Annotated in this window: 13 protein-coding genes and 2 tRNA genes; 12 read left to right on the top strand and 3 right to left on the bottom strand. The window is 66.8% G+C overall.

Annotation, left to right across the window (positions count from 1 at the left end; all coding sequences use genetic code 11):
- The first annotated feature begins 110 nt into the window (after positions 1-110).
- The 5 genes from JK358_RS36950 to JK358_RS36930 all read left to right on the top strand — a co-directional run bounded on the left by JK358_RS36950 (position 111) and on the right by JK358_RS36930 (position 3,269).
- Positions 111-317: a cold-shock protein gene (locus JK358_RS36950; protein ID WP_201958060.1), complete on the top strand. Its 207-nt coding sequence runs from the start codon at positions 111-113 to the stop codon at positions 315-317.
- A 198-nt stretch (positions 318-515) separates the two neighbouring features.
- On the top strand, positions 516-653 hold the full coding sequence (locus tag JK358_RS36945) for a hypothetical protein (protein ID WP_201958059.1): 138 nt from the start codon (positions 516-518) through the stop codon (positions 651-653).
- A gap of 266 nt (positions 654-919) precedes the next feature.
- Positions 920-2,092, top strand: a complete 1,173-nt coding sequence (locus JK358_RS36940) for an FAD-binding oxidoreductase (protein WP_201958056.1) — start codon at positions 920-922, stop codon at positions 2,090-2,092.
- The gene (locus tag JK358_RS36935) at positions 2,083-2,820 is read left to right on the top strand and encodes a DivIVA domain-containing protein (protein WP_201958054.1); all 738 of its coding nucleotides are present in this window, start codon (positions 2,083-2,085) and stop codon (positions 2,818-2,820) included. The genes JK358_RS36940 and JK358_RS36935 overlap by 10 nt, the downstream gene beginning before the upstream one ends.
- Before the next feature lie 32 nt (positions 2,821-2,852).
- Positions 2,853-3,269 carry a globin domain-containing protein gene (locus JK358_RS36930; protein ID WP_201958044.1) on the top strand — a complete coding sequence of 139 codons (417 nt, stop codon included), beginning with the start codon at positions 2,853-2,855 and terminating at the stop codon, positions 3,267-3,269.
- A gap of 65 nt (positions 3,270-3,334) precedes the next feature.
- On the opposite strand, the gene JK358_RS36925 is transcribed toward JK358_RS36930, so the two are convergent.
- Positions 3,335-4,426, bottom strand: a complete 1,092-nt coding sequence (locus JK358_RS36925; RefSeq protein WP_201958042.1) for an alkaline phosphatase family protein — start codon at positions 4,424-4,426, stop codon at positions 3,335-3,337.
- A gap of 195 nt (positions 4,427-4,621) precedes the next feature.
- Between JK358_RS36925 and serA the strand changes: the two genes are divergently transcribed.
- Together serA and JK358_RS36915 are read left to right on the top strand one after the other, a co-directional pair.
- A complete protein-coding gene (serA, locus tag JK358_RS36920) occupies positions 4,622-6,220 on the top strand; it encodes a phosphoglycerate dehydrogenase (RefSeq protein WP_201958036.1) in 1,599 nt (532 codons plus the stop codon).
- 230 nt (positions 6,221-6,450) lie between these two features.
- Complete coding sequence (locus JK358_RS36915) at positions 6,451-7,458, top strand: 3-isopropylmalate dehydrogenase (RefSeq protein WP_201958031.1); 1,008 nt, start codon at positions 6,451-6,453, stop codon at positions 7,456-7,458.
- Between the two features lie 208 nt (positions 7,459-7,666).
- On the opposite strand, the gene JK358_RS36910 is transcribed toward JK358_RS36915, so the two are convergent.
- Positions 7,667-8,845 carry an MFS transporter gene (locus JK358_RS36910; RefSeq protein WP_201958023.1) on the bottom strand — a complete coding sequence of 393 codons (1,179 nt, stop codon included), beginning with the start codon at positions 8,843-8,845 and terminating at the stop codon, positions 7,667-7,669.
- 327 nt (positions 8,846-9,172) lie between these two features.
- On the opposite strand from JK358_RS36910, the gene JK358_RS36905 reads away from it, so the two are divergent.
- From JK358_RS36905 to JK358_RS36890, 4 genes are all read left to right on the top strand, one after another.
- On the top strand, positions 9,173-9,946 hold the full coding sequence (locus JK358_RS36905) for a fumarylacetoacetate hydrolase family protein (RefSeq protein WP_201958021.1): 774 nt from the start codon (positions 9,173-9,175) through the stop codon (positions 9,944-9,946).
- Between the two features lie 13 nt (positions 9,947-9,959).
- Complete coding sequence (gene gltX, locus JK358_RS36900) at positions 9,960-11,429, top strand: glutamate--tRNA ligase (protein WP_201958019.1); 1,470 nt, start codon at positions 9,960-9,962, stop codon at positions 11,427-11,429.
- A gap of 131 nt (positions 11,430-11,560) precedes the next feature.
- Positions 11,561-11,632 (top strand) — tRNA-Gln (locus JK358_RS36895).
- Positions 11,633-11,694: 62 nt separating this feature from the next.
- Positions 11,695-11,767: transfer RNA gene (locus JK358_RS36890), tRNA-Glu, on the top strand.
- Between the two features lie 90 nt (positions 11,768-11,857).
- On the opposite strand, the gene JK358_RS36885 is transcribed toward JK358_RS36890, so the two are convergent.
- The gene (locus tag JK358_RS36885) at positions 11,858-12,361 is read right to left on the bottom strand and encodes a pyridoxamine 5'-phosphate oxidase family protein (RefSeq protein ID WP_201958017.1); all 504 of its coding nucleotides are present in this window, start codon (positions 12,359-12,361) and stop codon (positions 11,858-11,860) included.
- 142 nt (positions 12,362-12,503) lie between these two features.
- On the opposite strand from JK358_RS36885, the gene JK358_RS36880 reads away from it, so the two are divergent.
- A complete protein-coding gene (locus JK358_RS36880; RefSeq protein ID WP_201958015.1) occupies positions 12,504-13,163 on the top strand; it encodes a response regulator in 660 nt (219 codons plus the stop codon).
- The last annotated feature ends 24 nt before the right edge of the window (positions 13,164-13,187 follow it).

Genomic DNA, 13,187 nt, shown 5'->3' with positions numbered 1-13,187 from the left:
AACTCGCCGGGTACGTCTAGAATCGGTGCCGCTCCCGGTCGCCGGCACGCGTCCAGTACGGTCAACGGCTCTCTGCCGGGCGCTGAAGTCGCGGGGACGCGGAGGAGCTAATGGTCTACGGCATTGTGAAGTGGTTCGACACGGAGAAGGGTTTCGGGTTCATCCACCCGGACAATGGCGGTCCCGACGTGTTCGTCGAGTACACCGCCGTCGAATGTGATGGATTCCGGACGCTCACCGAGGGCCAGCGCGTGGAATTCGAAGTGCGCCGGACGAAGCCCGGACCCGAGGCCGTGGCCGTCCGCGTCATCGGCTGACGGAGCCCATAGAAATAGGGGCGTGATCAGCGCGTTATCGGCGGGAATTCGTCTTCCCGATATGAACCGACGCACCTGCTGTTACACAATGTTGTCCACCTCACATTCGTGTAAACCCTGGTAACGGGCCCGGAATGCCGCCCGATATGCTCGGCGTCTGAAAGTTCAATTGGGAATTCGAAGAAGAGGATTGACCCCATGATCAACGTCATCATCGACGCCATCCACGTTGCCCTTGCCACCGGTTCCGCCGCTTTCGACGGTGTCGTCAACACCGGCTCGGCCGCCCTGTCCGGTGTCCTGAACACCCTGTGGACCGGCTCTTTCGGCAAGTGAGCTAGCTGACGTCGATTATTCGACTCGAAATAGCCGCTCTCGGACTCCGTAGCTCCGAGAGCGGCTTTTTCGTTGTCCAAATACCTCTGAAGAAGGCGGATTTTCGCCAGTCGGCGCGGGAATGTGGCGTGCGTCTCAATTCGTTTTGATAACTGAAAGTTAGCTCTAATTCCGGGTTTTCGTTCGTTTCGACAGACCCCCGAAGTTGATCTAAGTTGGCCCCTGCTCGGACGGCCGTCCAAGTACCGAGGAGTAGGAGTCGTGATGTGAACATCGAGGCGCTACAGGACAGCTGGCGCTACGTCGAGCGCGCGGGCGATGAGGCCACGCAGTACTTCTATGCGCATCTGTTCCTCGCACATCCCGAAGTGCGGGAGATGTTCCCCATCCGGATGACCGGGCAGCGCGCCAAATTCTTCGCCGCGCTCGGCCGCATTGTCAGCAATGTGACCACTCTGGCCGACGACCCCGCCTTCGTGCAGCAGCTGGGCCGCGACCACCGCCGCTTCGGCGTCATCGCCGACCACTACCCGGCCGCGGGCGCCTCGCTGCTCGCCACCCTCGCGCACTTCCTCGGCCGCCGCTGGACCGACGAACTCGCCCAGACCTGGACCGACGCGTACTTCGCCGTCGCCGACCTGATGACCGCCGCCGCGAGCGCCGCCGAGCACACCCCGGCCTGGTGGGACGCGGAGATCATCGCCACCGAACGCCGCAGCGTCGACGTCACCGTGCACACCGTGCGACCGGACCAGCCCTATGAGTACGAGGCCGGGCAATCGCTCGCCGTCGAGATCCCGCAGCGGACGCGGCTGTGGCGCTACTACTCGCCCGCCAACGCGCCGCGCGCGGACGGCACCGTCGACCTGCACGTGCAGGTCGTGGACGGCGGTGAGGTCAGCGCGGCCTTCGCCCGTCAGGTCCGGCCCGGCGACCGGATCCGGCTCGGCTCCCCGGTCGGCACCGCCTTCACCTTCCCGCCCGACGCGGTCGACAACCTGCTGCTCGTCGCGGGCGGCTCCGGGCTCGCGCCGCTGCGCGCGGTCGTCGATCGCATCGACCGGCATTACCGCGACACCGGACTCGCGCCCCGTGTGCAGCTGTTCCACGGTGTCCGCACCGCCTGGAATCTCTATGACCACGAAGCGCTTTCGGCGCTGACCGAACGCCCGTGGTTCACCTACACGCCCGTCGTCTCGGAGGATCCGAGCTTCCAGGGCGTACACGGCGCGGTCGGCGCGGTCGCCGCCCGCGCCCGCGACCTGGCCGGCTGCACCGCCCTGGTGTGCGGCTCGCCCGCCATGGTGTCCGCCAGTGTCGCGGCGCTGTCCAATGCCGGATTGCCCAGGCACGCCATCAGATTCGAAACCTTCGGCCAGTCACACGACACCGGGACCGCCGAGCAGCGCAGTGGGGACAAGGTGGCCCAATGGATGTGAAACCCGAAGACCTGCGATCCGTGCGGTTCAAGGGCGCACGGCTCGGCCGCAAAGGCTACGACGCCGAGGACGTGGACCGCTTCCTCGAACAGGTCCGCACCGCCATGACCAAGCTGACCCGGGAGAACCGGCAGCTCACCCTCACCAGCAACGCCCCGGAAGTGGCTCGGCTGCAACGCGAGAACATGCAGCTGATGGCCAAGAGCGAAGCCCTGCAGATGCAGATGCACACCATGATCTCCGCCGGGGACATGGCCGAACTGCAGCAGCAGCTGGCCACCGCCAACTGGGAGATCGCCAGGCTGCAGGCCGAATTGGAGAAGGACGCGCAGGGCATCAGCGCCCAGTCCGTGGACGTGCTCAACCGCGCCCAGCTCGCGGCCGACTCCATCATCGAACAGGCCGAGGCGCATGCCCGCGACCTCATGGCCGTCGCCCGGGCACAGCAGCGCGAGCTCCTGGCGCTCGCGCGGGAATCGGTGGGGGCCAACGGAACCCACTACGAAGCCGAGCACCAGCGGCTCGAACACCTGCGGGCCTACTCCGATCTGCTGCGCGGGCAACTACAGGCGATGAGCCAGACCCTGTCGGTCGAAGCCGACAAGCTGGCCCTCTGGGCGCTCCCCGGAACCGCGGACACCACCGTGACCGCGCTCCCCGAGCCGACCCGCGCGCTGTCCCAGCACGACCTACCGGTCGACCTGGGCGACAACGCATCCCGAAACTGACAGCCCAAGTCGACGGATACACAAGGAAAGTGGTGGTCAACCACATGAATATCGAACTGTTGCAGGCCAGCTGGAAGAACGTCGAAGCCGTCGGGCCCGAGGCGGTGGAGTACTTCTACAACCACCTGTTCGAGGCCGCGCCCGCCGTGCGCCCCATGTTCCCCGAGGATATGGCCGACCAGCGCAAGCGCTTCCTGAATGGGCTCGCGCGCATCGTCACCAATGTCGAAACCCTGGCCGCGGACCCGTCGTTCGTGCAGCAGCTGGGTCGCGACCACGCCGCCAACGGTGTGGTGGCCGAGCAGTACCCGGTAGCCGGTGCGTCGCTGCTCGCCACACTGGAGCACTTCCACGGCGATGCCTGGACCGAGGAGCTCGCCGGCACCTGGGCCGCCGCCTACGGTGCGGTCGCCGACATCATGCTGTCGGCGGAACCTGCCGCCGTCTGACAGCAGTGTGGGGCCGATTCCGGATGTGGTTCGGAATCGGCCCCGCCGCTGTGTATTACCGATCGCTAGCGGTCGGAGGAGCCGCTCGCCGAACCGCTCGCGGAGCCGCTGCCGAGGATGCAGAGCGGGTTGTTCACCATGGCCAGCTGGGCGGAACCCGAGGTCGAGCCCGTGATTCCGGAGTCGATGGCGGGCGTGTTGGGCGGTGTTGCGGCGGGATTGCCGGAACCGCCGTCCAGCATCGAACGGCCGTCGGAGTACGCGGGGGCCGGTACGCCGAGCAGATCCAGTGCGGTCGGGGTGATGTCGGCGAGGGTGTAGCCGTTGTTCTCCGTGTTCGCCGCGAAGTCCGGGCCTCGGGCGATCACGAAACTGGCTGTCTCGTAGGCGCTCTGGCCGCCGTGGCCGTTCTCCGGCTTGTGGCCGTGGTCGGTCGTCACCAGAATCGTCCAGCGTTCGTCGGCATGCGCGCGGGCCCGTGCGTCGACCGCCTTGGTGATATCGCCGACCAGCGTGTCCACCCGCGCGATGGCGTCGCGGTACGCCTGCGGCCAGATGCCGCGCAGCGTGTGGCCGACGATGTCGACCTGATCGAAATGGGTGAACAGCAGGTCGGGGCCGTCGCTCTCGATGGCCGAAACCACCTGTGCCGCGGCATTGGAATCAGCCGTGGTCTCGCATACGCCCGCGCCGGTGGGATCGATCTGGGTGACCTCGACCCGATCGGCCTTCGGGCTGCCGGTGCGCGCGATCATGCCGATCTTGTCCCAGGTGCCGAGGGACATGGTCGACAATCCCGGATTCGCTCGCTCGACCTGAGTGAACACCGTCGGGTACGGCGCGAAAGCCGCTGCGTTGCAGGTGGATCCATTGTCCTGAATACCGTGCTTGGTATCCCATACGCCGGTCAGCGCGGTCGCCCACGACACGCACGACATGGTGGTGTGCGGTGCGATCGAGGTGCGGGCCAGCGTGCCCTGCGCGGCCAGCAGATCCAGATTCGGCGCGCTCGCCGCCTGCACCTCGCTCCACAGCGTCCCGTCGATGCCGATCACGACGACCTTGTTCACCGTCGGTGCGGCGGACACGGGCGCGGCGGCGGCCAGGGGGAGCGCGGCCAGGGCGGCGGCGGCCAGAATTCTGTGAGTCGCAGGCATGCGCGGCAACCTAGTCGTCGGCGGGGAACCGCGCGGCAAATTTGGTCAATTGACCGAGAAAGTCCCGGTGAGTGGGAAAACCCGCATGTCACCCATGTGAGGGCACCCGTCTACCGGGCGGTAAGGCAAGCCGAATTCACGCACACTAAGCTGGCGGCCGTAAATTCCGGTTCCCTTCCTCAGGAGTACCCCACAGTGAGCCAAGCAGGCCGTCCCGTAGTTCTGATCGCCGACAAGCTCGCCCAGTCGACCGTCGACGCGCTGGGCTCCGGCGTCGAGGTTCGCTGGGTCGACGGCCCGAACCGTCCCGAGCTGCTCGCGGCCGTCCCGGAAGCCGATGCGCTGCTGGTCCGTTCGGCCACCACCGTCGACGCCGAGGTGCTCGAGGCGGGCAAGAACCTCAAGATCGTCGCCCGCGCCGGCGTCGGCCTCGACAATGTCGACGTGCCCGCGGCCACCGAACGCGGCGTCATGGTCGTCAACGCGCCGACCTCCAACATCCACACCGCCGCCGAGCACGCCGTCACCCTGCTGCTCTCGGCCGCGCGCCAGATCCCGGCCGCCGACGCCACCCTGCGCGAGCACACCTGGCAGCGCAGCAAGTTCAACGGCGTCGAGATCCTCGGCAAGACCGTCGGCGTCATCGGCCTCGGCCGCATCGGCCAGCTGTTCGCGCAGCGCCTCGCCGCCTTCGAGACCAAGATCATCGCGTACGACCCCTACACCTCGCCGGCCCGCGCCGCGCAGCTGGGCATCGAGCTGGTGACCCTGGACGAGGTGCTCGAGCGCGCCGACTTCATCTCCATCCACCTGCCGAAGACGCCCGAGACCAAGGGCATGCTGAACGCGGAGACCATCGCCAAGACCAAGCCGGGCGTCATCATCGTGAACGCCGCCCGCGGCGGTCTCATCGACGAGCAGGCCCTCGCGGATGCCATCAAGTCCGGCCACGTGCGCGCCGCCGGCCTCGACGTGTTCGAGACCGAGCCCTGCACCGACAGCCCGCTGTTCGACCTGCCGCAGGTCGTCGTCACCCCGCACCTCGGCGCGTCCACCTCGGAGGCCCAGGATCGCGCGGGCACCGATGTCGCCAAGTCCGTGCAGCTCGCCCTCGCCGGTGAGTTCGTGCCCGGCGCGGTCAACGTCACCGGCGGTTCGGTCAACGAGACCGTCGCCCCGTGGCTGGAGATCGTCCGCAAGCAGGGCGCGCTGCTCGGTGCCCTCGCCGATGAGCTGCCGGTCAGCCTCGAGGTGCAGGTGCGCGGCGAGCTCTCCTCGGAAGATGTTGCGGTGCTGGAGCTTTCGGCCCTGCGCGGCGTCTTCTCCGCCCTCATCGAAGACTCGGTCACCTTCGTCAACGCCCCGTCGCTGGCCAAGGAGCGCGGCCTCGAGGCCACCGTCACCACCGTGACGGAGAGCCCCACCCACCGCAGCCTCGTCGACCTGCGCGCCGTCTTCGGCGACGGCCGCACCCTCAACGTCGCGGGCACCCTGACCGAGCCGCAGCAGGTGCAGAAGATCGTCAACATCAACGGCCGCAACTACGACATGCGCGCCGAGGGCCTCAACGTGGCCGTCCTCAACTACGAGGACAAGCCGGGCCAGCTCGGCCGCCTCGCCACCAAGCTCGGCGACGCGGGCATCGACATCCTCGCCGCCCAGCTGACCCAGGACCTCGACGCCGAAGGCGCCACCGTCATCCTGCGCGTCAACTCCGATGTCCCGGCCGAGGTCCAGGCCGCCATCACCGAGGCCGTGGGTGCGTCCAAGGTCGCCCAGGTCAACCTGGACTAGTACCCGACGGGCTCCGGCCCGAAAGGACAAGCCCCGAGCCCCTTCCATCGCCGATGGAAGGGGCTCGCTTCGTATTCGCCCGGTCCCGAAACCGGCCATCGAACATACCGGCGGGACTGCGATCCCACTGGTTGGGAGGGGTTCGCCCTGGTGACAGGGGTGGGGAAACCCTCCGCTATCGTGGCCTCGAACTCGCTGCGCAGAGTCTTATCCGAACGGAGCAATGTTTCATGAAACTCGCTGTCATCCCGGGCGACGGTATCGGTCCCGAGGTCATCGCCGAGGCCCTCAAGGTGCTCGACGTCGTGGTGCCCGGAGTCGAGAAGACCGAATACGACCTGGGAGCCAAGCGGTTCCATGCGACCGGGGAGATCCTGCCCGACAATGTGCTGCCCGAACTGAAGCAGCACGACGCGATCCTGCTGGGCGCCATCGGCGATCCGTCGGTGCAGTCCGGACTGCTGGAGCGCGGGCTGCTGCTGCGCACCCGGTTCGAACTCGATCACCACGTGAACCTGCGGCCGTCCAAGCTGTACCCGGGCGTGAACAGCCCGCTGGCCGGGAATCCGGACATCGACTTCGTGGTCGTGCGCGAGGGCACCGAGGGGCCGTACACCGGCACCGGCGGCGCGATCCGCGTGAACACCCCGCACGAGGTCGCCACCGAGGTCTCCACCAACACCCGCTTCGGCATCGAGCGCGTGGTGCGCTACGCCTTCGAGACCGCGCGCCAGCGCCGCAAGCACCTGACCCTGGTGCACAAGAACAACGTGCTCGCCTTCGCGGGCTCGCTGTGGTCGCGCACCGTCGCCGAGGTCGCCACCGAGTACCCGGATATCGAAACCGCCTACCAGCACATCGATGCCGCCACCATCCACATGGTGACCGACCCGGGCCGCTTCGACGTGATCGTCACCGACAACCTGTTCGGCGACATCATCACCGACCTCGCCGCCGCCGTCTCCGGTGGCATCGGCCTGGCCGCCTCCGGCAATATCGACGCCTCCGGCACCAACCCGTCCATGTTCGAGCCCGTGCACGGTTCCGCGCCGGATATCGCGGGCCAGTCCAAGGCCGACCCGACCGCCGCGATCCTCTCGGTTTCCTTGCTGCTCAACCACTTGGGCAAGACCGAGGAGGCCGCGCGCATCGAGGCCGCCGTCGCCAAGGACCTCGCCTCGCGCTCCGGCGCCGCCTCCACCGTCGCCATCGGCGACCGGATCGCCGCGGCGGTCTAGACTGGTCGTCACCGAGCCCCGCAGCCGTCGATTCGGCTGCGGGGCTTGCTTTTTGTTCAAACCCGCTGGGGCAGTGAGCTATATCGCATTCATGCATTCGGATGCGAAAACGTAACGGGCACACGTCTTCCGGATTTGCGGAGGATTCGACGCATCGCCGGGCCACGCGCCCGGCGGCGGTGCGCGTGGCCCGAAACAGGAGGTTCTGTCAGCGGGATACCCTGGGGACCAAGGGAACTGCCGCCAGCGCGATGACCGCCGTCAGCAGGTAGGTGGCCGGGAACCCGGCGACCGTGATCAGAGCGCCGAAGGCCGGGGCCAGGATCGCCATCACCAGATTCTGGCCCGTGTTCTGAATCCCCAGACCACGTCCCGACCAGTACGGTCCGGCGATCTCCGCCACCGCCGTGAACGCCAGCCCGTTGTCGGTCACCGTGATCACCGACGCCGCGACCAGAATCGGGATCGCCGCCCACCACCAGTGCGTCCACGCCGCGAAGGCCAAGGCCGCCATGGAGATTGCGGCCGCGATCGCGATGGTGCGCAGCGGACCCAACCGGCTCGCGACCCGATCCGACCAGATACCCGCCCCGATTCGCCCACCCGCGCCCAGGATTTGGGTGACCGTCACCAGAATGCCCGCCGCCGCCAGCGACCAGCCCACGTCACGGTGCAGCCACAGCAGGGCGAAGGTCCACAGCGTGCCCTGCGGAATCGCCAGCAGCACCGACACGATGTGAATACGCCACAGTGTCGAATCGCCACGGTAGGGATTGACGGGACGCCCTGTGTCACCGGTGATTTCGGGCCGCGGCGGGTCGATGATGCCGATCAGGCAGGCGACGGCCGCGGCCCCCGCCATCACGGCCGGCACCAGAATCGCCGTCGAGAACCCGTGTGCGGCAGCGACAGCCGGAATGGACAGTGCGCCGATACCGACGCCCAGCGGTTGTGCGGTCTGCCGGATACCCATGGCCAGCCCGCGCTGATTCGGCGGGAACCAGCCGACGATCACCCGGCCGCTCGCGCCATTGGTACTCGCGGCGCCCATCCCGCCCAGGAACAGGAACACGCCCAGTGCGACATAGCTGGAAACGGTCGCGGCCGCGACACCCGCCGCCAGCATCAGCGCGGGACCGGCCACCAGCACCCGGTGCTCGCCGATCCGGTCCACGATATAGCCCCACGCGATCAGCGTGCAGACCAGTCCGACGGTCGGCATGGAGACCAGCAGACCCGCTGTGGCCAGCGACATTCCGCGGTCTGTCAGGGCGGGCAGCAGGAACGGCGTGCCGTGGACGAAGACCGCGCTGGAGGCTTGGGCGAAGACGCCGAGGGCCAGCATGATCCACCGTCGACTGGTTCCGATCTGCGTCACGGTGGCCATGGCCAACACCTCGAATCTCACTATCTGGAACTGTAGTTCCACACTCTGAACTCGCGGCTTACGATACACCTGTTGCGTTTGGCTATTTCCGGTGCGCGCTGTTTGTTTGCTCACACCGGAAAGTCGGGCCGGAGGTCTGCCCTCCGCACGGTGAGTTACCTTGCGCACAAGGGCTTTCCACATTTCCCGGCGGGCCGTGCGGACCGGTATGCCGCCCCCGCACGCGTGGCATGCCGACGAGACGCCCGTCTCGCTTCCGCGACCCCCGCACGCCCCGCGGTCGGGCGCGTTTCGGCTGGTGGGAGACCGGTCGATAGGATGCCAACCATGCGCCTAGGTCGAGTTGCCAGCCCAGATGGAGTCGCTTTCGTCAGCGTCGAGGGAGAAGGCGGCGACGCCGTCGTCCGCGAAATCGCCGAACACCCGTTCGGCACGCCGACGTTCACCGGACGGAGCTGGCCGCTCGCGGATGTGCGCCTGCTGGCGCCGATCCTGGCCAGCAAGGTGATCTGCATCGGCAAGAACTACGCCGCACACGCCGAGGAAATGGGCGGCCCGGCCCCCGCCGACCCGGTCATCTTCATGAAGCCGAATACCTCCATCATCGGCCCGAACGCCCCTATTGTGTTGCCGCCCAGCTCGTCTCAGGTCGACTACGAGGGTGAGCTGGCGATCGTCATCGGCCGCCCCTGCAAGGACGTTCCCGCCGCTCGCGCCAAGGACGTGATCCTCGGTTACACCGTCGCCAACGATGTCACCGCGCGCGATCAGCAGAAGTACGACGGCCAGTGGACCCGCGCCAAGGGCTACGACACCTTCTGCCCGCTCGGCCCCTGGATCGAGACCGCCCTGGACCCTTCGGATCTGGAGATCACCACCGAACTCGCCGGCGAGGTCCGCCAGCGCAGCCGCACTTCACTTCTGCTGCACGACATTCCGAAGCTCATCGAATGGGTGACCACCGTGATGACGCTGCTCCCCGGCGATGTCATCCTCACCGGCACCCCCGCCGGTGTCGGCCCGATGCAGGACGGTCAGACCGTTTCGGTGACCGTCGAAGGTATCGGCACCCTCACCAATCCCGTTGCCGCCAAACGCTGATCGAGAGAGAGTCATGACAGACGTTCGGGTCCGATTCTGCCCGTCCCCCACCGGCACACCGCATGTCGGCCTGGTCCGCACCGCCCTGTTCAACTGGGCCTACGCGCGCCACCACGGCGGCACCTTCGTCTTCCGCATCGAAGACACCGACGCCGCACGCGATTCCGAGGAGAGCTACCAGGCCATCCTCGACGCGCTGCGCTGGCTCGGGCTCACCTGGGACGAGGGGCCGGAGGTCGGCGGACCCTACGGTCCATACCGGCAGTCGCAGCGGCGTGACATTCATCTCGACGTGGTGGCCAAGCTCCTGGCGGCGGGGGAGGCCTACGAATCCTTCTCCACGCCAGAGGAAGTCGAGGCCCGCCACAAGGCCGCCGGTCGCGACCCGAAACTCGGCTACGACAACTTCGACCGCGACCTGACGCCCGAGCAGATCGCCGCCTACAAGGCCGAGGGACGGCCCGCCGTCATCCGGCTGCGCATGCCCGACCAGGACCTCACCTGGAACGATCTGGTGCGCGGTGAGACCACCTTCAAGGCCGGTGTGGTGCCCGACTTCGCGCTCACCCGCGGAAATGGCGATCCGCTCTACACGCTGGTGAATCCCGTCGACGACGCGATGATGAAGATCACGCATGTATTGCGCGGCGAGGATCTGCTCTCGTCCACCCCGCGGCAGCTCGCGCTCTATGCCGCCATGCAGCGGATCGGCATCGCCGACTTCACCCCCGAGTTCGGCCATCTGCCCTTCGTGATGGGCCAGGGGAACAAGAAGCTTTCCAAGCGTGATCCCGAGTCGAATCTGTTCAATCACCGGGACCGGGGCTTCATTCCGGAGGGTTTGCTGAATTATCTGGCGCTGCTCGGCTGGAGCATCGCGGATGATCATGACCTCTTCTCGATGGCGGAGATGGTGGCGGCCTTCGATATTTCGAAGGTTAATTCCAATCCGGCGCGTTTCGATCAGAAGAAGGCCGACGCTCTGAACGCCGAACATATTCGGTTGCTGAGCCCCGGTGATTTTGCTCACCGGCTGCGGGAGTATCTGACCGGACACGGACATATCGGCGCGGAGATCGACGAGAAGCTCTTCGAGACGGCGGCCGAGTTGGTGCAGACGCGGATCGTCGTTCTGGGTGATGCGTGGGATCTGCTGAAGTTCCTGTTCATCAAGCCGGAAGAGTTCGCCATCGATCCGGCCGCGAAGGAAAAGAACCTGGGCGCGGATGCGGCACCCGTTTTGCAGGCTGCCATTTCCGCGCTGGACGGTGTTTCCGAGTGGACAGGGGCTGCTCTGGAAGAGGCGCTGAAAACGGCGCTCATCGACGAGCTGGGCCTCAAGCCGCGTAAGGCCTTCGCGCCCGTGCGCGTGGCCGTCACCGGTTCGCACATCAGCCCGCCGCTCTACGAGTCGCTGGAGCTGCTGGGCCGCGAGGTGTCCATGGATCGGCTCCGCGCGGGGCTCGAAGCCACCCCCAAATGATCGGAGCACGACCTAAAACCGGCCTCTGACCAGCCGATTTGTGGTTCCCCGGGCTCGGCCTGCTAATCTTCTTCTCGTTCGGAAAGCGGCCGGGAAGCTCCCACAAGGGGCAGGCCGAGAGTCCGGGCCAATGGGGTATGGTGTAATTGGCAACACAGCTGATTCTGGTTCAGCCATTCTAGGTTCGAGTCCTGGTACCCCAGCTGTGAGAACTCCGGTTCTCATTCGAGAAACTCGGCGGCACCGCCGCCGAAATCTCACTCCTGGTCCCGTCGTCTAGCGGCCTAGGACGCCGCCCTCTCAAGGCGGTAGCGCGGGTTCAAATCCCGTCGGGACTACAAAGCGAAGGCCCCCAGCAGAACTGCTGGGGGCCTTCGCTTTTCGCGTGTTCTCAGGCCGGTTGCCGAATCGTTCCGCTGTTTGTTGGATTAAACATCGGAAGGTTGCACGGTGGATCCGCCCAGCGGCATTGCGGGCAGACCCAGTTTGCGGTGATCCCAGCTGCGGATACGTTCGGGCACCACGCGAATCGCCACCCGCTTGTTCAGCATGGCGTCCACGTACGGCTTCATATCGTCGCTGTACGGGCCGGTGTAGCGCTCCCACACGCTGATACCCACCCGGAACAGGGCTTCGGGATCGTCCACGATTTCCGCGCGGCCCTCGATGGACAGGCCGCGCAGCTGGTCGTAGGTATCGCCGGCCTCGACCAGCACCGTCACCCGCGGATCGCGGCGCAGATTGACCACTTTCTGGGCCTTGGCCTTGGTCTCGAACCAGATCTCGCCGTCGATCAGGGCGTACCACATGGCGATCAGGTGCGGCGTGCCCGTCGGGCCCAGTGTGGCCAGCGTGGCGACGCGACTGCGCTCGAGAAAATCGCTGATCTCCTGTTCGGACATCACGATCTGCGCGCGTTGATTAACTCCCATGTGGCGACTGTAATTTACGCCGTATGACGCAGGACACACACCCTCCTCCGGCGGCGTTTGGGCCTGATCACGCCGGGTATCCGCACCAGATGTAGTACCGACCGGTTGGACTTCAAACACTCGGAAACGACAGGGGTGAGCGATGATCCGGGTCTTCCTCGTCGACGACCACGAGGTGGTCCGGATCGGCCTGCGCTGCCTCATCGACGGCGAACCCGATATGCGCACCGCCGGCGAGGCCGCCACCTGCGCGCAAGCCCGCACGCTGCTCCCGCATCAGCCCGCCGACGTGGCGATTCTCGACGTCCGGCTGCCCGACTGCAACGGCATCGAACTATGCCGCGACCTGCGCGATCTGTTGCCCGGCCTGCGGCTGCTGATCCTCACCTCGTACTCCGACGAGGAGGCCATCATCGGCGCGGTGCTGGCCGGGGCCAACGCCTACCTGGTCAAGGATGTCGGCCGCCGCGACCTGCTCGACGCCGTCCGCGCGGTGGCGCAGGGCAAGTCGCTGCTGGACACGCACGCCACGGCGGCCCTCATGCGCCGCCTGCGCGCCGACACCGCGGCGGGCAGGCCCGGCCCGCTCCACGACCTCACCGACCGCGAATACGAGCTGCTGCGCATGCTCGGCGCGGGGCTGACCAATCGGCAGATCGCGCGGCGGATGTTCCTGTCCGAGCGCACGGTCAAGAACTACGTTTCCCAGCTGCTGAGAAAGCTGGGCCTGGAGCGCCGGGCGCAGGCGGCGGTGGTGGCCGCCCGGCTCGGGCTCGCGCCCGATATGCCCGAGGTGAGCTGAATCGCATGCGGGCGAGCAGGGCAT

Source organism: Nocardia acididurans (assembly GCF_016741815.1).
Classification (GTDB): Bacteria; Actinomycetota; Actinomycetes; order Mycobacteriales; family Mycobacteriaceae; genus Nocardia; species Nocardia acididurans.
The sequence above is the reverse complement of the archived record's forward strand: the minus strand, read 5'-3'. Positions and strand labels throughout refer to the sequence as shown.

Excerpts from the sequence above, each read along its gene's own strand:
- JK358_RS36935 (WP_201958054.1), top strand. The coding sequence starts at position 2,083 with ATGGATGTGAAACCCGAAGACCTGCGATCCGTGCGGTTCAAGGGCGCA.
- JK358_RS36950 (WP_201958060.1), top strand. The coding sequence starts at position 111 with ATGGTCTACGGCATTGTGAAGTGGTTCGACACGGAGAAGGGTTTCGGG.
- JK358_RS36880 (WP_201958015.1), top strand. The coding sequence starts at position 12,504 with ATGATCCGGGTCTTCCTCGTCGACGACCACGAGGTGGTCCGGATCGGC.
- JK358_RS36945 (WP_201958059.1), top strand. The coding sequence starts at position 516 with ATGATCAACGTCATCATCGACGCCATCCACGTTGCCCTTGCCACCGGT.
- JK358_RS36915 (WP_201958031.1), top strand. The coding sequence starts at position 6,451 with ATGAAACTCGCTGTCATCCCGGGCGACGGTATCGGTCCCGAGGTCATC.
- JK358_RS36905 (WP_201958021.1), top strand. The coding sequence starts at position 9,173 with ATGCGCCTAGGTCGAGTTGCCAGCCCAGATGGAGTCGCTTTCGTCAGC.
- gltX (WP_201958019.1), top strand. The coding sequence starts at position 9,960 with ATGACAGACGTTCGGGTCCGATTCTGCCCGTCCCCCACCGGCACACCG.
- JK358_RS36925 (WP_201958042.1), bottom strand. The coding sequence starts at position 4,426 with ATGCCTGCGACTCACAGAATTCTGGCCGCCGCCGCCCTGGCCGCGCTC.
- JK358_RS36910 (WP_201958023.1), bottom strand. The coding sequence starts at position 8,845 with ATGGCCACCGTGACGCAGATCGGAACCAGTCGACGGTGGATCATGCTG.
- JK358_RS36885 (WP_201958017.1), bottom strand. The coding sequence starts at position 12,361 with ATGGGAGTTAATCAACGCGCGCAGATCGTGATGTCCGAACAGGAGATC.